Origin of the sequence: Bradyrhizobium viridifuturi, assembly GCF_001238275.1 — a bacterium.
GTDB lineage: Bacteria > Pseudomonadota > Alphaproteobacteria > Rhizobiales > Xanthobacteraceae > Bradyrhizobium > Bradyrhizobium viridifuturi.
On the sequence record NZ_LGTB01000031.1, the window covers coordinates 66,972 to 83,893 of the forward strand.

A 16,922-nucleotide genomic window follows, 5' to 3' on the forward strand; every position below is an offset into this window, starting at 1 on the left:
AAACCCTAGAAGGATTTGCTGCCCAACGCCATACCTATAGCACAAAATTGTCCCGCAACTGGCTTTTCTGTATTTGAGCATGATCTCCGCGCAAACGCGTTCCGCTTTGTCGCGAGGGAAAACCGGTCCCCACTTTTCCGGATCATGCTCAGCGCAACAGATAGGTCACGGCCAACGGCACCAGCAGCGAGGTGACCAGCGCGTTCAGGCTCATCGCGATGCCGGCAAAGACGCCGGCCACCTCGTCGACCTGGAAAGCGCGCGCGGTGCCGATGCCGTGGGCGGCGATCCCGGCGGCAAAGCCGCGGCCGCGGAAGTCGGCAATCCCGGTGAAGTTCATCAGCGGCGTGACGATGATCGCCCCCATGATGCCGGTGAGGATCACCGACACCGCGGTCAGCGAGGGATCGGCATGCAGGGATTCGCTGATGCCCATCGCGACGCCGGCCGTGACCGACTTCGGCGCCAGCGACAGGATGATGTCCCGCGGCAGGCCGAAGGCCCGCGCCAGCAGCACCACCGAGACGATCGCCGTGAGCGAGCCGACCGCGAGCGCAACCAGCATCGGCAGCACCGCCGCTGCGACCCGCCTGCGGTTCTCGTAGAGCGGCACCGCGAGCGCCACCGTCGCCGGCCCGAGCAGGAAGTGCACGAACTGCGCGCCGGCAAAGTAGGTGGTGTAGGAGGTCCCTGTCAGCAGCAGGAACAGGCCGATGATCCACAGCGAATGCAGCACCGGATTGGCGAGCGGATGCCGCCTCGTCTTCAGCGACACCGCATCGGTCACGGCATAGGTCACGAGCGTCACCGTCAGCCAGAGCAGCGGCGACTGCGAGAGATAGACCCAGAGCGAGAACGGATTGTCGCTCACGGCGTCTCGTCCTCGCCCGAGAAGACACTGCTCGCTGCGACGAAGGTCGCGACCGTCGCCAGCAGCGTGACGATGACCGAAACCGCGAGGATCACCAGGATCGCAATGCCGTGCTCGGCGAGCAGATCGAGCTTCTGCACCACGCCGACGCCGGCCGGGATGAACAGCAGCGAGAGATTGGCGAGCATGCCGCGGCTCGCGCTCTCGACGCCGTCATTGCCGAGCGGCCCGCGCGCCAGCACCGGATAGCGGTCGCGCGCCAAAAGCAGCAACAGCAGGAGCACGAGGCCGACCACCGGACCCGGCACCGGCACGGCGAGCGCGCGCACGGCAACCTCACCGACGAGCTGACAAAGCAGGATCAGGCTGAGGCTGGCAATCATGACAAGCCACTCACGCGAAACATCCGCCTATCAGGTCGGTGCGACGGAGGCTTGTCAATGCGCCGATCTTAGATGGGTGCGTAAATGCTGGGCACGTCGGTTTTCCGCTCCAATATGCCGAGAGGCTATGAGGCTATCACCGCCGTCATTTGCGGGGAGCGATAGCGACGAAGCAATCCATTCCTCCCCTTGCGGAACGATGGATTGCTTCGCTTCGCTCGCAATGACGTGGATGGAACGGTGCGTTCCCCCTACCCCTATCGCCGCTGCAGCGCCATCAGCGTGCCGCTCATGGTCGCGACCAGCGTCTCGATGCCGTCCTGCACCGCGTAGGCGCGGCCGTCGCAGACGGTCAGCGTACGGCCGGGCTTGACCACAACGCCGCGGAACACGAACCGCTCGCCACGCGCCGGCGCCAGCAGATTGGTCTTGAACTCCACGGTGAGGATGTCGGAGCCCTCGGGCATCAGCGTGAAGGCCGCGATCCCGCAGGCATTGTCGAGACCCGCGGTGATGACACCGGCATGCACGAAGCCGTTCTGCTGGCTGTACTCGGGTGCATAGGCCATCGCGAGATCGACCTCGCCCGGCTCGATGCGTGCGATCGAGATCCCGAGCGTCTGCATCGCGCGCTGCCGCGCGAACGTCTCGGCAGCAACCGCGCGATAGTTGGGATTCTTCGGCTCGAAGCGGGGCATCGCGGTCATGCGATCGCGGGCTCTGACGGGACGAGATGCGGCATCGCCGCGTAGCGGATCGCCGGCGCAAACGGCGCCGCCTTGCGCGCGGCGCGGTCGATATGCACGGCCGCGATCTCGCAGGTCGCGGCGACCTCGCCGGTCTCGGCGTTGCGCATCTCGTGCAGGATGCGGATCGACTTGTCGCGGAACTCGACCAGCCGGCTCTTGACCTCGACGAGGTCGCCGGCGAGCAGCTCGCGCTTGTAGGCGATGTTCTGCTGCACGGCGGCCATGCCGCGGCCGGACTCGCGCAGATAGGTGGGGGTCAGGCCGAGCCGCGCGAACATATTCCAGCTCGCCTCGTCGAACTTGCCGACATACCACATGACATTCATGTGGCCGATGTGGTCGCAGTGCCAGGGATAGACCGTGCCGCGATAGGTCGCCTCGCCTTCCATCCTGCTCCTCCCCGATTGTGATACGGTAGCGTATCAAGCGCAAGGCGGGCTAGCAATACGGTACCGTATCAAGCACGATCCGGAAAAGTGGCAGCGGTTTTCCGAAAAGATCGTGCTCAAACAAGCGACTAATGCGCGATGACCCGATCGCGCATTGGGCTCCGCGGAGATCACATGACTGAGAGCAAGGGCGATGTCTGGGTTGCGGCCGGCTTTGCCGAACTCGCCCATAGCGGCGTCGACGGCGTGCGGGTCGAGGTGCTGGCGAAGAATCTCGGCGTCACCAAGGGCGGCTTCTACCGCCGCTTCAAGGATCGCGCCGCGCTGCTCGAGGCCATGCTGACGCGCTGGCGCGACGGCCGAATCGCCGCGATCGAGAAGCAGACCGCCCTCGATGGTGCGAGCGCGCGCGAACGGCTGAAGTCGATCATCACGCTCTATTCGGAGCGCATGAACACCGAGGCCATGGCGGTCGAGCTCGCGATCCGGCAATGGGCGCGCACCGACGAGGCCGCCGCCGCCGCCGCCGCGAGTGTCGATGCGGCGCGCCTGAAGCAGGTCGGCCAGCTCTATCGCGCCACCGGGCTGCCGACCGAGGAGGCCGATGCCCAAGCCTTCCTGTTCTACTGCTTCATCTTCGGCCAGAGCCTGCTGTTTCTCGAACGCGGCCCGCGCAAGCGCGCGCAACTGCTGGCGCAGTCGGCGGACAAGCTGCTTACGGAAGGCCGGTAGAGCCGCAGCCAAAAGAAAAGCGGCCGGCTGACGCCGGCCGCTTGGTCGAAGACGCATCGCGAAGGGCTCAGGCGCCCTTCAGGCGCTTGTTGCATTCGCTGTAATAGCCGCCGCCCTTCTGGATCCACTTCAGGCCGCCATTACCGCCCGTGGTCTTGTTGGCGTTGTACTGGTCGAGGCAGCTGTGCATGCGCTGCTTGCCTTCGGTCTCCTTGGCATATTTGGGATCGACCGCGTTCGGAAACACGGCGGGTCCAGCCGGCATTGCCGGTGCCGCGGCCGGAGCGGCTTCCCGTTTGGCTACCTTCGGCGCGGCCGGTGCGGGCGCGGCAGCAGCGGGCGGCGGCGCGGCGGGCGCCGCAGCCGGGGTTGCGTCGGCACCGCATTGCGCCTTGCGGAAATCATTCCACTTCTGGCCGTTGAGGGTGCCGGCCGACTTGGCCGCCTGGTACTTGGCGCTGCATTCCTGCGCGGTCAGGGCTTGCGCCGGCGCGCTCGCCGCAAAGGCTGCAAAGCCCGACACCGCAATCACACACAACAATCTGGTCTGAATGGTCATCCCTGGTCTCCCGTCATCCCTGGTTTCCCGCTGGTTTCCCTTGGGGGGCAGTGGCGTAAGACCATTATCCTAGCGCAACCCCGACTTGCGACAACGTGCGGGCGCGCCCGAGCATTAAAATATTGTGGCGGCGGGACCACCGCATGTTCATCCACGGTTCAGCATCGCCGCGCAACGTTTCGGCCTCCTTTCCTCAGAGGTGCCCCATGATGAAGATCTCCTCCCTTGCGACCGTGACCGCCCTTGCCTCCGCGCTGCTGATCGGCGGCGCCTTCGCGCAGACTGCCGCGCCCGCCGCCAAGGACGCCGCTCCGAAGGCCGACGCCAAGATGGCCAAGGAAGCCAAGCCGCGTACCGCCGAGTCGCTGGAATGCTCGAAGGAGGCCGACGCCAAGGGCCTGCACGGCAAGGAGCGCAAGAAATTCCGCTCCGAGTGCAAGAAGAACGCGGCGGGCGGCGGCGCAGCCGCGCCGGCGGCAACGAAGTAAGATCGCACGATCTTGCCACCCTCCCCTGAAGGGGGAGGGTGGATTCCCCGAGAATTCGGGGCGCAATGCTGCAATCGCGAGATGCATTTGTCCCGTGATTGCGAATTTGCCATAAGGCGGCGTGACCCTGATCCGCGCTTCGATGGCAACGGCCATTCCCGACCGCAGCAAAGTTCTGAACGGGCTCGAGACTCTCGTCATCGGCGCCGGCGGCGGGCTGCTGTTTTTATGGGCGGGATTGCCGGGCGGCCTGATCTCGGGGGCGATGTGCGCGGTCGCGATCGCCGCACTGGCCGGCCGGCCGCTCGCGGTGCCGCCGGTGCTGACGCAATCGGTGCTGCTGCTGCTCGGCATTTCGCTGGGCTCGCTGATGTCGCAGCAATTACTGCAGCACATGAGCTCCTATCCGCTCACCATCGCTCTGTTGGCGCTGGCGACGTTCTGCTCGACCTTCGGCTCGAGCCTGTACCTTCAGCGCATCCATGGCTGGGACCAGACCTCTGCCTTCCTCGCCGGCAGCCCGGGCGCGCTGTCGCAGATCACGATCCTGGCCGCGGAGAAGGGCGCCGACGTCGCGGCGATCGCCGTAGTGCAGACCATGCGCGTCATCATCCTGACCGCGGCGCTGCCGCTGGTGCTGGCGCTGACCGGGGTGACGCATGCGGCGCCGCCGCCATTGCCGACCACGGTCGCCTCGCCGCTCGGCCTCACGGCCCTCGTCGCCGGATCGATCGGCGTCTCGCTGCTGCTGCGCTGGATCAAATTCCCCGCCAGCTGGATGTTCGGCGCGATGCTCGCCTCCAGCCTGCTGCACGGCTCGGGCCTGGTCGATGGCGGCCTGCCGCCCTGGCTCCGCAACATCGCGCTGGTCGGCATCGGCGCGCTGATCGGCACCCGTTTCGCGCGGATGAAGACCTCGACCCTGCTGAGCCACGTCAATGCCGGGCTCGGCTCGTTTGCGATCGCCATCCTGATCTCGGCCGTGTTCGTTGCGGTGATCGCCTTCACCACCCACGTACGGCTTGCCGACGTCGTGGTCGCCTTCGCGCCCGGCGCGATGGACGCAATGCTGGCGCTGGCCCTGACGCTGCACATCGACCCGATCTTCGTCGGCGCGCATCACCTGTCGCGGTTTCTGTTCGTCACCATCTCGACGCCGGGCATCATCCATCTGTTCGGACGGCCGCAGGACGACGTCGACGATTAGCTTTGGCTTGTCTAGTCCGTCATCCTGAGGAGCGCGAAGCGCGTCTCGAAGGATGAACGGCCCGGCTGGTAGCCGTGCATGCTTCGAGACGGCCGCTTCGCGGCCTCCTCAGCATGACGGATCACGGGAAGCCGTACCTCAGGCCTTCGCGCCCCTCGCCAGACCCCAGCCGGCGATCGCGGCCATCAAGAGCGAGATCAGCACGTTGTAGCCGGCCAGCGAGATGCCGAGGAAGCGCCACTGCACCTCGTCGCAGCGGACCACCTTGACCTTGTCGAGCTGATCCAGCAGCGAGCCGGCCTTGCCGAAATCGACCATCGGGCCGGTGCAATCGGTCGGCCCCTGCCAGAACCCCCATTCGACGCCGGCGTGATAGGCACCGAGCCCGGCATTGGCGAGTGCGGCGAGGCCGAGGATCGCAAGGCCCGCCAGCAGCACCGGACGCGCCGCGCCGCGGGCGGCCGCGATCGCCACCAGGGCGCCGAGCGGGACCGCGAGGTAATAGGCATAGCGCTGCTCGAGGCAGAGCGGACAGGGCAGGATCTCCAATACGAGCTGGAAGAACCAGGCGCCGGCCAAGGTCACGGCAGCGATCACGGCAATCGCCAGAGCCGAGGTCAGCGCCGGATTGCCGGTGGCGGAAGCATCCGACGGATGGGCGGTGGCGGTCGTCACGGCGGTCCTCCTGCGGGCATCATTCGGCAGGGTCATGACCCGCACATGCCCGCACCGGGTCGTATCGCGTGGAAATACCGCTGTCGAGGCGCGGGACAATCACATCCGCGCGGGTTGACCGTGACGGGCCGCCCGCTATAGTCCGCCGCGCTTCGTGACCCCCGGCCCTACCGGGCCGGGATCATCGCGAATGCCCCTGTGGCGGAACTGGTAGACGCGCTCGACTCAAAATCGAGTTCCGCAAGGAGTGCTGGTTCGATTCCGGCCAGGGGCACCAACCAGGCTGTTCAGGCCCGTTTGCAGGCGTCCGTGACAACGACGCCGGCATGCAATGCCGGCGGGGCCCACTAGACCACGTTGCCCGCTTTGCCAGCACGTCCTCGATTCGAATTCAACGATTGCGAAGCACTTCTTCAGTTCGTCACACTCACCTGGCACCAGGCGGATCAGTTGATCGTCCGCCGCAAACGCGTCTGAAGGCCACCGGTTGGCGGTCGAATTCGTCAGGACGTAAGCACCGGCACTGGCCAAACCCGAGGCCTAACGATCAGCGTCCTTTGCCTGCTGATCAGTCCGATCACGATCGGTGTTTTCCGGCCGAATGACGACGCGCCGCTCGTAGTGATCGGCCAGCTGCAGCAGGCGTTTCTTGATGATGGGATCAGCCTGCTCGGCAAGCATCCGAACAGTCCGCGCTCTTTCCTTGCAAAAGTCGTCGTCCATGGCGTCCCGCTGAAATCAAAGCAGGATAGCGCCAGCTATGCAGGGCAGCGTGTGACGCAGGTTACATTGCAGCGGGTTTTCCACGCAATTCCCGCGTACCCGACGATTAGTTCGTCACGCAACGAACGCGACGCCAACCCAGCCGGCTTCTCGCCACACGACGCTGCACGAGTAAGTTTTGCTGGGTGGAACGATAAGCGTGAATTGATCAGGAAGGGAAGATGGCGGAACGTCTGCCTTGAGCGCGGCCCCACTGTTTGTGATATCGCGCACGACACAGCACAATGACAGCTCACCAAATCTGATCAACGCGTTGTCCAGCGATGGATTGCGCACAGACTTTCGCCTGTCCGGAAGAGCAGCCATGTCCGTGCCCATCAATAACTAATGCAAATTAGATTGATGCTGCGCGAGAAATGTTGCGTTTCTCCTAACGGGGAAGCTGGCCGATCCGACAACTGAACCGTCAGGCCTGCAGGGCGGATCGCGAATCGTCGAGGTTCGGGGTCCCTCGGATCTTTGAAATCACTATTTTTGAAGCCTGTTTTCTTGGCGGCGAGCAAACCCAACTCGGAAGGCCGCGTCTTGATACTCCGGAGCATCAGGCTGACAGCGCGGACCGCCGAAAGCCTGTGCAGGGGCATCTTGAAGACTGCTCAGCCATGTTGCTGCGCGCTGCTCCGCTGCGCGGTCAGACTGTTTACCGCCTCGAGCACCGTTCCGACGACGAGATCGGGCGCGGTGATCAACGACGCATGATCAACTCTTTCTGAGCGGATGTGCGCGCCCATTCGGCCTGCCAAAAATCGCTGCGTCGCCGGATTGATCATCCGATCCTCTTCAGCCACCAGGTACCATGAGGGCTTCACCTTCCAGGCCGGCTTCGGGGCCTTCTCCTGGATGGCTGCGACGGCAATGGGACGCTGCGTCGCTGCCAGAAGCGCAGCCTCTTCAGGCCGCGCGTTCTGACACCAAGCAGCGCCAAATCCATCCTCAGGCACCCAAAGCAAGCCGTGACTATCGGGCGCGAGCTTCGGCGCCTGCGCAGACGCACTACGGCGATAAAATACATCGGCGACCGTTTCACCCTCGTCCGGACAGAGGGCAGAGATGAAGACCAGCGACCGGACTCTTTCGTTCGTGCAAGCGCCTATCACCGCACCGGCATAGGCATGCGCGACGAGGACTACCGGCCCTTCGGTCCGCTCAAGCGCGCGCTCAAGCGCGGCAACGTCATCTGATAGCGATGTGAGCGGCATCGGAGCGGCCATCGTCCTCAGTCCCCTGGACTGCAGCGGCCGAATGACGCGCGCCCAGCTGGAACCGTCAGCCCACGCGCCGTGGACAAGAACGACGGTGGCGTTCACTTTCGCAGTCTCCGATTTGCCAGCTTGATGTCGAGCCGTCTTCCTGGTCGTGCCAGCATCCGCCGGAGCCGTAATGCCGAACTGCGCGGCGGCGATCGTCGTTGCGGCGGCACCAAGCAACTGACGGCGGCTGCGGTCGATTTTCTCAGGCATAACTGCTCCATTGCTCGGGACGGTCAGCGCAGTCACGCTTCCGCCATTGCACTTTCCACCATTCGGAAATGCGGCAGGATTGGTTACAGCCGGAAGATCATTCTTGCGACCGCTTCCCTTAGCTTGCTGGGCAGGCGGCCAGTTCGATGTCTGGTTCGAAAGGCCTGATCTATCGCGAGCAACGGCAACAGCCATTCGAGCGACGAAGGTTGGTCCCGATAGGCGTCGGCCCAGCCACCATCATTCAGCAGGAACGGTTTAAACACGCCAATCCTGCGAAAGCGTGCTTCCGCGAGGCCCTATAACCTCACCATCGAGCGCCGGCTGCACAGAGAGCAGCGTACCAACCTTGGAAGGGCATCGCAGATGGCCGACAAAACCATCATCGAACGTCGCGCATTCATCCAAGCGATTACAGCGGCTTCGAGCGCCGCGCTATCATCGGCGCTCGTGCCGCAACGCGCTGTGGCACAATCCCCGGACAACGTGAGATCGGCCGATCACTTTGAGACGGCGGAAGTCGAAGCCGACGGCAACACAATTTTCGTCAGGCGCTACGGGAACGGACCTCCGCTACTCATGGTTCATGGGTTTCCACGAACCAGCTTGATGTGGCGCCATGTGGCGCCGCATCTCGCGAGCAATCACACCGTGATTTGCGTCGATCTTCGCGGCTATGGCCGTAGTGGTGTGCCGGCCTCCACGGACGATCATTACCCCTACACAAAGCGAGCGATGGCGAAGGAACTTGTGGCCGTGATGGCCAAACTTGGGTTCACCAAGTTCGATCTGGTTGGACACGACCGCGGCGGCCGGGTTTCCTACCGCCTTGCGCTGGATCATCCGGAACATGTCGAACGCCTGGCAGTGTTCGATGTCCTGCCGATATCAGAAGCGTGGGGTCATGCCGACGCAAAGTTCGCAATGACTTACTGGCCATGGAGCCTCCTCTCGCAGAAATCCCCGCTTCCGGAACAATACCTTTCGAGTGCACCCGGTGCGGTCTTCGACAACCCATTTGGGCAGGGCTCATTTGGCCGCGAAATAAGAGCGGAATACACGGAAACGTACCGCGATCCAGCCCGGGTGCATGCAATCTGCGAGGAGTATCGCGCAGCCGCAACGCTGGATATCGATCATGACGAGGCGGACCGGAAGGCATCTCGGCGGATCACGTGCCCAATGCTGCATCTGTGGGCCGCCGGCGGGCCACTGGATACCTTCTACGGAAAGGATGGCGGCCCCTTGGGACTCTGGCGGAGATGGGCGAACAACGTACAGGGGCAAGCCATCAAGGGCGGCCACTTCTTTCCCGAGGAGAACCCTACGGAGACGACGGCGATGCTGACAAAATTTCTATCCGCCTGATGCTCGACATCGGATCGGCTCCAATGGTGCAGTAATACGCGATCGAACCGATCCGACTGGCGCAATCCTCTGGACGATCGAACACGCGTTGTGGCCGGCGGCCCGGCGGCCTCGCCGATCCCGCGTAAGGTCCTGACGCGCTCGCGCCATGAACTTGACAGGCTGAAAGGTCGATGAGCATGCGGATTTCCTTGCCGTCGGCGATCGCCCTGTTCAGCGCTTCATGGTCGGAGTTTCCGGTTTCGCCCAAGCGTACGATACTTGTCATCCTAGCCGGCCCCCGATGCGAACTTCACCGCCTCATGATTGGCGACGACTTCCCGAACGATCAGAGCATGCAGCTTCTGGATAAAATCCGGATCGAGGCCACTCTGTGAGGCGAGTGTGCGAAGCCGCTTCAATTGCACAGCTTCACGTCTGGGATCCCGAGAGACTAACCTATGCTTGGCCTTGAGCTCGCCGATCGCGCGAGTGCAACGAAAGCGTTCCGCGAGCAGATGCACCATCGCCGCATCCAGATTGTCGATGCTGCGTCGCAGCTCGGCCAGATCGTCGACAAACTCCAGGTGAACATCCGTCATCGACAAGCCCCTCCGGACAGCGGCGCGGCGGACAATCCGCCCTTTTGGAGAATGAAGCCCGCGATCTCATCGACTCCTTGGCTATTCTTCAAATTGGAGAAGACGAACGGTCGCGTGCCACGCATCCGTCGAGCGTCCGCTTCCATGATCTCCAGATTAGCTCCCACCAGCGGAGCCAGGTCGATCTTGTTGATTACCAGCAGATCGGATCGCATGATCCCCGGCCCTCCCTTGCGCGGGATCTTCTCTCCAGCCGCAACGTCGATCACGTAGACAGTCAGGTCCGCGAGCTCCGGGCTGAAGGTCGCTGCGAGATTGTCGCCGCCCGATTCGATGAAGCAGAGCTCGGCGTCCGGAAACTTCAGGTCCATGTCGTGGATCGCCGCCAGGTTCATCGAGGCGTCCTCCCGTATGGCGGTATGCGGACAGCCGCCCGTTTCCACCCCCATGATGCGTTCTGCCGCAAGCGCCTGCGCGCGAGTCAAGATGAGCTGATCTTCCTTGGTGTAGATGTCGTTGGTGATCACGTAGATCTCGTAGAAGTCACGCAGATGCTTGCACAGCGCCTCGACCAGCGCCGTCTTTCCGGAACCGACTGGACCGCCGATTCCAACGCGCAGTGGCCCGTTGGTTGCCGAACTACCGGGCGTGCGGAGAGACCTGCTCTCGCGTTCAATCGTGTTCATGACCGGAACAACCTCGTATACTGGAGTTCATGCGCGATGGAGGCGAGCTCAACCATCATGCCCGCCGAACCGAGATCGTCGACCGTCTCTTGGCCTGCGATTTCACTGCGCGACAGGATCGCCTGCTCGAGCGCCGCGATAGCGAGCTGACCGTCGGTCTGACCGAGAGGCACCAATCGACGCCCGCGCTCACCAGATTGGCGACGTAGCTGTGCAGGAATGCGGGCAGCGCGATATCGATCGCTATCCGCTCGCGCGCCGCGCGTGCTCCGAGCAGGACGGCGAGCACAGGCGGGCATTCGGGGTCTGAGAAAATGTCCAGAATTCGATCCGGCCAGACCCTGCGAAGGGTCGCAAGGCTCGCAGAGGATTGTTGCGCGGATTCGAGCACGAATTCCGCTGTGCCGCGGGAAGCGGCTGCGAGTACGGCCAAATCCGGAAGCCTGTCCTCGACGCCCGCGGCGACGCATCGGTAGGCTTCGCTGAAGAAGATTGCTTCGTTTCGGCCGGATCCATGACACAGGTCCGCCTCGAGCCAATCGATCAGGCTGCGCCGATCGGAGACATGACCGGCCTCCACGGCCCATTCCAGCCCGTGCGAGTAGCTGTAGGCCCCGTTCGGGAACGACGGCGAGAGCCAGCTCTGCAGCCTCAGGAACGCAAGCGCCATATGTCCATGACTTTCATCTGTCATCGCAGCACCATGCCGACAAGCGTCAGTACATGAAGTAGCGCTGCGCCATCGGGACCACACTCACCGGCGGACAAGTGAGGAGCCGTCCGTCTGCCCGCACCTCGTAGGTTTCGGAATCGACCTCCATGTGGGGCAGCGCGTCGTTGAGGATCATGGAATGCTTGCCGATCGATCGCGTATTCGAGACCGGAAGGAGTTGCTTTGCGAGGCCGAGCTGGCTCGTCCTTTCGAGCGAGGCCTGACTGACGAAGCTCACAGAGTTTCTGCCGGGAGAACGGCCGAAGGCACCAAACATGGGCCGGTAGTATTCCGGTTGAGGCGTCGGTATCGATGCATTGGGATCGCCCATGATCGCCGCGACGATCATGCCGGATTTCAAGACCATGTCGGGCTTGATCCCGAAGAACACCGGATCCCAGATGGCGACGTCCGCGAGCTTCCCGACCTCGATCGAGCCAACGTAGCGTGACATTCCCTGCACGATGGCCGGGTTGATGGTGTATTTCGCGACGTAGCGCCGCGCCCTGAAGTTGTCGTTGTGCCCAGTCTCCTCGGCCAACCGCCCGAACTGTTTTTTCATCTTGTCGGCTGTCTGCCACGTCCGCGTGATCACCTCGCCGACGCGCCCCATCGCCTGGCTATCCGACGATACGATTGAGAACGCGCCGAGATCGTGCAGGATATCCTCTGCCGCGATCGTCTCCTTTCGGATGCGGCTCTCGGCGAACGCGACATCCTCCGGGATACGACGATCCAAATGATGGGTCACCATCAGCATGTCGAGAGCTTCGTCGAGCGTATTCGCAGTGTAAGGCCGCGTGGGATTTGTCGAGGCTGGTATGACGTTCCTCTCTCCACAGATCTTGATGATGTCCGGCGCATGCCCGCCGCCTGCGCCTTCGGTATGAGCGGCGTGAATCGTCCGGCCCCTGAATGCCGCCATCGTGCTCTCGACGAAGCCGCCTTCGTTCAGGGAATCGGTGTGAATCATGACCTGCACGTCCATGTCGTCGGCGACAGAGAGACAGCAGTCGATCGATGCGGGTGTTGCACCCCAGTCTTCGTGAAGCTTCAGGCCACACGCGCCGGCTTCGATCTGCTCGACGAGACCTGCGGGTTGGCTCGTATTGCCCTTGCCGAAAATGCCGAAGTTCATCGGGAACGCATCCAGCGCCTCAAGCATCCGATGGATGTGCCACGGTCCTGGCGTACAGGTCGTCGCCGTCGTTCCTGCGGCGGGTCCGGTACCGCCGCCCATCATGGTTGTCACACCCGAGTAGAGCGCTTCTTCGATCTGCTGAGGGCAGATGAAATGGATGTGCGTGTCCATTCCGCCGGCGGTGATGATCTTGCCCTCGCCGGCAATAATTTCCGTGCCCGGTCCGATGATGATCGAGACACCCGGCTGAATGTCGGGATTGCCAGCCTTGCCGATGGCGGCAATGAGCCCGTCCTTGATCGCAATGTCGGCCTTGACGATTCCCCAATGATCGAGGATCAGCGCGTTGGTAATGACGGTGTCGACCGCACCCTGCGCGCGCGTGAGCTGCGATTGTCCCATGCCGTCGCGAATGACCTTGCCGCCGCCGAACTTGACCTCTTCGCCATAGATCGTCAGGTCCTTCTCGGGTTCAATGAACAGATCGGTGTCCGCCAGGCGCACCCTGTCGCCGACCGTGGGGCCGAACATCTGGGCATAGGCTCTGCGGCTCATCGTATGCGACATGTCTTCCTCGCCCTATTTGCTGGAGCCCGACGCACCGGTTCCCGGCTCCAGAGGTCCCATCACGCTGCCGCTGAATCCGTAGACGCGCCGCGCTCCGGCAAACGGAATCAATGAAACCTCGCGCGATTGACCTGGCTCGAACCGTACGGCCGTTCCGGCCGGGATATCGAGGCGGCGCCCACGCGCGGCGGATCGATCGAAGGTGAGAGCGGCGTTTACTTCGGCGAAGTGGTAATGGCTGCCCACCTGGACCGGCCGGTCGCCACTGTTGGATACGGCAATCGATAAGCCCGTCCTGTCCTGGTTCAGAACGATGTCGCCGTCATTCGAAATGACTTCCCCCGGAATCATGCCACGCCTCCCAGCAACAGCAGGCCAGCAAGCCCGGCACAGACGCCCGCCGCACGAAGCAGACCTCTCCTGGCCGCGCCTCTTCCCCAATGGCCGGCGGCCATGCCGATGAGGAGAAGAGCAACGGTCGCCGTTGTGAAGCCGATAACGTATGGAACAAGCATCGAGGCCGCTTCAGTTCCGTGCGCATGACCGTGGAAGAAAGCGAACAGGCTGACGGCCGCGGCGCCCAGCATGACGGGCATCCTGAATTCGAACGCAACGAACGCGCCCAGCGCCACCACCGAGAGGCTGATCGCCGCCTCGACGAAGCCCATCTGAAGTCCCGCGCTTGCCGCCAGGAAGCCGCCCAGCATCGCGATCAGAAAGGTCAGCGGCCACACTGCTCTCGCAGATCCGCCGATGAGCGCGCTCCCCGTTCCCACCAACGTGATCGCAATCAGATGGTCGGCGCCACTGAACGGATGGACGAGGCTGGCATCGAACGAACCGCCCGCGCCGAGGACAGGATGAGCGAAAGCCGGCGAAGCAAGCACGCTCGACACGGCGACGCAAAACGGGACGATACGCATCATTGGCTCCTATCGGATCGGGTTGTGAACCGGGACAAGCTTGGTCCCGTCGGGAAACGTCGCCTCCACCTGGATCTCGCGAATCATTTCCGCGATGCCCTCCATGACCTGGTCGCGACGCAGAAGCCGGCCGCCTTCGGACATCAGGTCCGCGACCGACCGTCCGTCGCGAGCGCCTTCCATGATGGCATCCGAGATCAATGCGATGCTTTCGGGATAATTCAGCTTGACGCCTCGCGCGAGCCGGCCACGCGCAACGATCGCAGCGAGGGCGATCATCAGCTTGTCTCGTTCCCGTGGCGTCAGATTCAAGGTACTTCTCCCACTTGGTCGCGCTGCTAGCAGGACCACATCTTCGGCACTCCGAAGGGCCCGCATCCCAGTTCTTGGCTGAGTTGATCGAGGAAGCGGCGCAGACCTCGTCTAAGATCCGCGCTGGCAATCGCGGCTACCCGGATCACGATGATCGCGCCCACGATCGTGACGCCGCACGCGCATTCCAGAGACGCACCGATCTCGCGCAATCGCTCGAGCCGGGTCTCGGCACGTGGACCGGTGTAGATCATTGTCGCGATCGCTTTCCAATTCGAAAGCAGAGCCGTCCTTCGAAGCCACGGGAACACCTGGTCAGACGCCAGAAAACCATCCGCCCACGCCAGACGGCCGTCGACCCTGACCCGCCAACTGTCCAGGATGTGTCCGCCAAGAACCTCCTCGCCGCTCTCGATGCGGCCAAGAATCAGCCACTCGAGGGCGACCAATTCGGCGCCCGAGCTCACGTCGACCTCGGTCCGCCGCGCGATGCGCGCCTGGTCGAAGACGATCGTCTCTTGTGGAAGCCACGCCAGCCGGGCAGCTCCCTCAGCCCGTAACCGGGTCATGATTCGGGCGGGCCGATCCAGCGCCCGATAGACCTTCTCCGCTGCCTGCGTCGTCACCGCGACCGACGCATCGTCTTGAGCGACCACCTCGATGCTGATCTCGTCGCCGCCTGCGACGCCCCCCGAGGTGTTGATGAGGACGGCCTCCTTGCGTCGGCGATCGCCAACATTCGGGAACGCAACGGCCATCGGAAACTTCTGATAGACGTCACTGATCTCGGTACCGCTTGCTGTGCCGGAGAACACCATGCGCGCGGCACCTTCAGCACGCTGAAGGACGACTTTTGCCGTGGCAACGTGCTCTTCTCCCGGAAGGCCGGGACAGGCCGCGGATTTGCGGCGAGAGCGCTCGTGAATCACCTCAAACATCCGTCTCGGGGCTCATGATTGACGTTGCATGTTTCGCCTGCGGTAAGCGAGAAGCTGGGCGTGGAGCTGCAAAGCCGGCCACGCCCAGACTTCGTGTCGACGAGGAGCGATCAGAATCCCGCAAGCCCCTGGGAGCCGTTGTACGGGATCTTGACGCTGCCGATCTCCTTCAGCGAGCCGTCCGGCTGGGTGCTGTAGCTGACCAGCTTCGAGGCGTTGCCGTAGATCTGATAGAGATAGGCGCCGTCCGGCGAGATCCAGCTATCGCTAGGACCGCTCGTCACGGTTCCGTTCAATCCCCTCGCGGTGCCGTCGCCGGGGACCTTCGGGCACGCCGGATCGCACGCAATCTCCAGGCCGTTACCATTGATGCGGTAGCTGCTGATGTTGCTGTAGCCGAAATTCGTCGCGTAGATCGTGCGGTCATCGGGAGCGACCGCAAGCCAGCACAGCTCGGACGGCAGGCCCGCGCTGGTGTCGATCTTGACGAGCGAGCCGATATTGATCGAGCCGTTCTTCTCAATGGTACAGATGGAGCATCCGTCGCCGACGGCATAGCCGATCACGAACGTATTCGGACGCTGATTCAGGAAGGCGATGTAGAACGGAGAACCACCCTTTGCGTCATAGAACCTGGCGGTGCCGAGCGAACCGTCCTTTTGCAGGGCGAACACGGCGAGGCCGTCCGGATCCGGTGCATTCGAAGCGATCGAGTGCAACGCGCCGCCGGCGCGCTGGACCCATAGAATCGGCGATCCGTCGGGATACAGGCCGGTGAGCGCGATCGGCTCGTCGAAAGTGGTGCCGACAATCACCAGCTCCTCGTTGGGCGAGACCACGACCATGGTCGAGACACGATTTCGCTTGCTGTAGGTATTCACTGTGTACCGCTCGGGTCGCGCCTTGAGCATGCCGTCGGTATCGACCGACATCAGCCGAAGATGATCCGGCCCGAACGAATGCAGCACGAACAGCGTGCGCGTAGACGGGGCGAAAGCCAGCGATTTGGCCGTACCGCTCCTTCCATCGACCGGATTGCCGGTCGCCTTCACATCGAGCAGCGTGGGACGGCCGTCGCTCTCCAGGCGGAAGCTCGAAACGGAGTTGTCACCGCCATTGGTCGCAAACATGAAGCGCCGATCAGATGTGATGATAACGCTCCCCGCGCCCTCAAAGGAATTGGGCGCGCTGTCCTGGCCGCTGATCGGCTTGTATTCACCGGAGCCGGCGCCCCCGGTCCTGATGCGCTCGACCTCGACCAGCCGGCCGTCCGCCTGCCGGCGGTAGTGAATGATCGCATTGTCGATTTCATTGGTCTGGATGTAGAGATGGCCGTTCTGCCCTTTCGACATCCCCATCTCGCTCGTCGTCGCCTCTTTAGCCATCTCTCGCTCCTTT

22 protein-coding genes and 1 tRNA gene are annotated in these 16,922 nt (G+C 63.2%); 5 read left to right on the forward strand and 18 right to left on the reverse strand.

Annotated elements, in window-relative coordinates; translation table 11 throughout:
• Window positions 1-148: 148 nt before the first annotated feature.
• From ALC15_RS26230 to ALC15_RS26245, 4 genes are all read right to left on the reverse strand, one after another.
• Window positions 149-871 (reverse strand): LrgB family protein, encoded by a 723-nt coding sequence (locus tag ALC15_RS26230; protein WP_050629762.1) that lies wholly within the window; start codon window positions 869-871, stop codon window positions 149-151.
• Complete coding sequence (locus ALC15_RS26235) at window positions 868-1,254, reverse strand: CidA/LrgA family protein (RefSeq protein WP_050629763.1); 387 nt, start codon at window positions 1,252-1,254, stop codon at window positions 868-870. The genes ALC15_RS26230 and ALC15_RS26235 overlap by 4 nt, the downstream gene beginning before the upstream one ends.
• A gap of 257 nt (window positions 1,255-1,511) precedes the next feature.
• On the reverse strand, window positions 1,512-1,952 hold the full coding sequence (locus tag ALC15_RS26240) for a PaaI family thioesterase (RefSeq protein ID WP_050629810.1): 441 nt from the start codon (window positions 1,950-1,952) through the stop codon (window positions 1,512-1,514).
• 5 nt (window positions 1,953-1,957) lie between these two features.
• Window positions 1,958-2,392: an acyl-CoA thioesterase gene (locus tag ALC15_RS26245; RefSeq protein WP_050629764.1), complete on the reverse strand. Its 435-nt coding sequence runs from the start codon at window positions 2,390-2,392 to the stop codon at window positions 1,958-1,960.
• A gap of 174 nt (window positions 2,393-2,566) precedes the next feature.
• Between ALC15_RS26245 and ALC15_RS26250 the strand changes: the two genes are divergently transcribed.
• Window positions 2,567-3,124: a TetR/AcrR family transcriptional regulator gene (locus ALC15_RS26250; RefSeq protein ID WP_050629765.1), complete on the forward strand. Its 558-nt coding sequence runs from the start codon at window positions 2,567-2,569 to the stop codon at window positions 3,122-3,124.
• A 67-nt stretch (window positions 3,125-3,191) separates the two neighbouring features.
• Here the strand turns inward: ALC15_RS26250 and ALC15_RS26255 are convergent, their stop codons facing one another.
• On the reverse strand, window positions 3,192-3,683 hold the full coding sequence (locus ALC15_RS26255) for a hypothetical protein (protein WP_050629766.1): 492 nt from the start codon (window positions 3,681-3,683) through the stop codon (window positions 3,192-3,194).
• Between the two features lie 209 nt (window positions 3,684-3,892).
• Here ALC15_RS26255 and ALC15_RS26260 point away from each other — a divergent pair, with 209 nt between their 5' ends.
• Entirely contained in the window at window positions 3,893-4,171 is a 279-nt protein-coding gene (locus ALC15_RS26260) for a PsiF family protein (RefSeq protein ID WP_050629811.1), read from the forward strand.
• A gap of 121 nt (window positions 4,172-4,292) precedes the next feature.
• A complete protein-coding gene (locus ALC15_RS26265) occupies window positions 4,293-5,378 on the forward strand; it encodes an AbrB family transcriptional regulator (RefSeq protein WP_094194104.1) in 1,086 nt (361 codons plus the stop codon).
• A 138-nt stretch (window positions 5,379-5,516) separates the two neighbouring features.
• Here the strand turns inward: ALC15_RS26265 and ALC15_RS26270 are convergent, their stop codons facing one another.
• Complete coding sequence (locus ALC15_RS26270) at window positions 5,517-6,089, reverse strand: disulfide bond formation protein B (RefSeq protein ID WP_050629767.1); 573 nt, start codon at window positions 6,087-6,089, stop codon at window positions 5,517-5,519.
• A 156-nt stretch (window positions 6,090-6,245) separates the two neighbouring features.
• Between ALC15_RS26270 and ALC15_RS26275 the strand changes: the two genes are divergently transcribed.
• Window positions 6,246-6,330: transfer RNA gene (locus ALC15_RS26275), tRNA-Leu, on the forward strand.
• A 263-nt stretch (window positions 6,331-6,593) separates the two neighbouring features.
• Here the strand turns inward: ALC15_RS26275 and ALC15_RS43520 are convergent.
• The 3 genes from ALC15_RS43520 to ALC15_RS26280 form a co-directional block, all read right to left on the reverse strand.
• The gene (locus tag ALC15_RS43520) at window positions 6,594-6,776 is read right to left on the reverse strand and encodes a hypothetical protein (protein ID WP_128089586.1); all 183 of its coding nucleotides are present in this window, start codon (window positions 6,774-6,776) and stop codon (window positions 6,594-6,596) included.
• A 114-nt stretch (window positions 6,777-6,890) separates the two neighbouring features.
• On the reverse strand, window positions 6,891-7,154 hold the full coding sequence (locus ALC15_RS47960; RefSeq protein ID WP_128089587.1) for a PilZ domain-containing protein: 264 nt from the start codon (window positions 7,152-7,154) through the stop codon (window positions 6,891-6,893).
• 278 nt (window positions 7,155-7,432) lie between these two features.
• Window positions 7,433-8,296, reverse strand: coding sequence for an alpha/beta fold hydrolase (locus tag ALC15_RS26280; protein WP_094194105.1), 864 nt, complete (start codon window positions 8,294-8,296; stop codon window positions 7,433-7,435).
• Window positions 8,297-8,662: 366 nt separating this feature from the next.
• Between ALC15_RS26280 and ALC15_RS26285 the strand changes: the two genes are divergently transcribed.
• A complete protein-coding gene (locus ALC15_RS26285) occupies window positions 8,663-9,664 on the forward strand; it encodes an alpha/beta fold hydrolase (RefSeq protein WP_094194106.1) in 1,002 nt (333 codons plus the stop codon).
• A gap of 269 nt (window positions 9,665-9,933) precedes the next feature.
• On the opposite strand, the gene ALC15_RS26290 is transcribed toward ALC15_RS26285, so the two are convergent.
• The 9 genes from ALC15_RS26290 to ALC15_RS26330 all read right to left on the reverse strand — a co-directional run bounded on the left by ALC15_RS26290 (window position 9,934) and on the right by ALC15_RS26330 (window position 16,909).
• Complete coding sequence (locus ALC15_RS26290; protein ID WP_050629768.1) at window positions 9,934-10,245, reverse strand: chorismate mutase; 312 nt, start codon at window positions 10,243-10,245, stop codon at window positions 9,934-9,936.
• Window positions 10,242-10,931 carry an urease accessory protein UreG gene (gene ureG / locus ALC15_RS26295; protein WP_050629769.1) on the reverse strand — a complete coding sequence of 230 codons (690 nt, stop codon included), beginning with the start codon at window positions 10,929-10,931 and terminating at the stop codon, window positions 10,242-10,244. The genes ALC15_RS26290 and ureG overlap by 4 nt, the downstream gene beginning before the upstream one ends.
• A 55-nt stretch (window positions 10,932-10,986) precedes the next feature.
• Window positions 10,987-11,625, reverse strand: coding sequence for an urease accessory protein UreF (locus ALC15_RS26300; protein WP_244486268.1), 639 nt, complete (start codon window positions 11,623-11,625; stop codon window positions 10,987-10,989).
• 22 nt (window positions 11,626-11,647) lie between these two features.
• Window positions 11,648-13,351, reverse strand: coding sequence for an urease subunit alpha (gene ureC, locus ALC15_RS26305; protein WP_050629771.1), 1,704 nt, complete (start codon window positions 13,349-13,351; stop codon window positions 11,648-11,650).
• Window positions 13,352-13,363: 12 nt separating this feature from the next.
• Window positions 13,364-13,702, reverse strand: a complete 339-nt coding sequence (locus tag ALC15_RS26310; protein ID WP_050629772.1) for an urease subunit beta — start codon at window positions 13,700-13,702, stop codon at window positions 13,364-13,366.
• On the reverse strand, window positions 13,699-14,274 hold the full coding sequence (locus tag ALC15_RS26315; protein ID WP_157860943.1) for a HupE/UreJ family protein: 576 nt from the start codon (window positions 14,272-14,274) through the stop codon (window positions 13,699-13,701). The genes ALC15_RS26310 and ALC15_RS26315 overlap by 4 nt, the downstream gene beginning before the upstream one ends.
• A 9-nt stretch (window positions 14,275-14,283) precedes the next feature.
• Window positions 14,284-14,586, reverse strand: coding sequence for an urease subunit gamma (locus ALC15_RS26320; RefSeq protein ID WP_050629774.1), 303 nt, complete (start codon window positions 14,584-14,586; stop codon window positions 14,284-14,286).
• A 26-nt stretch (window positions 14,587-14,612) separates the two neighbouring features.
• Complete coding sequence (locus ALC15_RS26325) at window positions 14,613-15,524, reverse strand: urease accessory protein UreD (RefSeq protein WP_244486269.1); 912 nt, start codon at window positions 15,522-15,524, stop codon at window positions 14,613-14,615.
• A 110-nt stretch (window positions 15,525-15,634) separates the two neighbouring features.
• Window positions 15,635-16,909 carry a beta-propeller fold lactonase family protein gene (locus tag ALC15_RS26330; protein ID WP_050629775.1) on the reverse strand — a complete coding sequence of 425 codons (1,275 nt, stop codon included), beginning with the start codon at window positions 16,907-16,909 and terminating at the stop codon, window positions 15,635-15,637.
• Window positions 16,910-16,922 lie beyond the last annotated feature (13 nt).

Coding starts and splice junctions, on each gene's coding strand:
- ALC15_RS26300 (WP_244486268.1), bottom strand. CDS start 11,625: ATGACAGATGAAAGTCATGGACATATGGCGCTTGCGTTCCTGAGGCTG.
- ALC15_RS26255 (WP_050629766.1), bottom strand. CDS start 3,683: ATGACCATTCAGACCAGATTGTTGTGTGTGATTGCGGTGTCGGGCTTT.
- ALC15_RS26290 (WP_050629768.1), bottom strand. CDS start 10,245: ATGACGGATGTTCACCTGGAGTTTGTCGACGATCTGGCCGAGCTGCGA.
- ureC (WP_050629771.1), bottom strand. CDS start 13,351: ATGTCGCATACGATGAGCCGCAGAGCCTATGCCCAGATGTTCGGCCCC.
- ALC15_RS26270 (WP_050629767.1), bottom strand. CDS start 6,089: ATGACCCTGCCGAATGATGCCCGCAGGAGGACCGCCGTGACGACCGCC.
- ALC15_RS26330 (WP_050629775.1), bottom strand. CDS start 16,909: ATGGCTAAAGAGGCGACGACGAGCGAGATGGGGATGTCGAAAGGGCAG.
- ALC15_RS26280 (WP_094194105.1), bottom strand. CDS start 8,296: ATGCCTGAGAAAATCGACCGCAGCCGCCGTCAGTTGCTTGGTGCCGCC.
- ALC15_RS26285 (WP_094194106.1), top strand. CDS start 8,663: ATGGCCGACAAAACCATCATCGAACGTCGCGCATTCATCCAAGCGATT.
- ALC15_RS26240 (WP_050629810.1), bottom strand. CDS start 1,952: ATGCCCCGCTTCGAGCCGAAGAATCCCAACTATCGCGCGGTTGCTGCC.
- ALC15_RS26310 (WP_050629772.1), bottom strand. CDS start 13,702: ATGATTCCGGGGGAAGTCATTTCGAATGACGGCGACATCGTTCTGAAC.
- ALC15_RS26325 (WP_244486269.1), bottom strand. CDS start 15,524: ATGTTTGAGGTGATTCACGAGCGCTCTCGCCGCAAATCCGCGGCCTGT.
- ALC15_RS26245 (WP_050629764.1), bottom strand. CDS start 2,392: ATGGAAGGCGAGGCGACCTATCGCGGCACGGTCTATCCCTGGCACTGC.
- ALC15_RS26250 (WP_050629765.1), top strand. CDS start 2,567: ATGACTGAGAGCAAGGGCGATGTCTGGGTTGCGGCCGGCTTTGCCGAA.
- ALC15_RS26260 (WP_050629811.1), top strand. CDS start 3,893: ATGAAGATCTCCTCCCTTGCGACCGTGACCGCCCTTGCCTCCGCGCTG.
- ALC15_RS26235 (WP_050629763.1), bottom strand. CDS start 1,254: ATGATTGCCAGCCTCAGCCTGATCCTGCTTTGTCAGCTCGTCGGTGAG.
- ALC15_RS47960 (WP_128089587.1), bottom strand. CDS start 7,154: ATGGGCACGGACATGGCTGCTCTTCCGGACAGGCGAAAGTCTGTGCGC.
- ALC15_RS26315 (WP_157860943.1), bottom strand. CDS start 14,274: ATGCGTATCGTCCCGTTTTGCGTCGCCGTGTCGAGCGTGCTTGCTTCG.
- ALC15_RS43520 (WP_128089586.1), bottom strand. CDS start 6,776: ATGGACGACGACTTTTGCAAGGAAAGAGCGCGGACTGTTCGGATGCTT.
- ureG (WP_050629769.1), bottom strand. CDS start 10,931: ATGAACACGATTGAACGCGAGAGCAGGTCTCTCCGCACGCCCGGTAGT.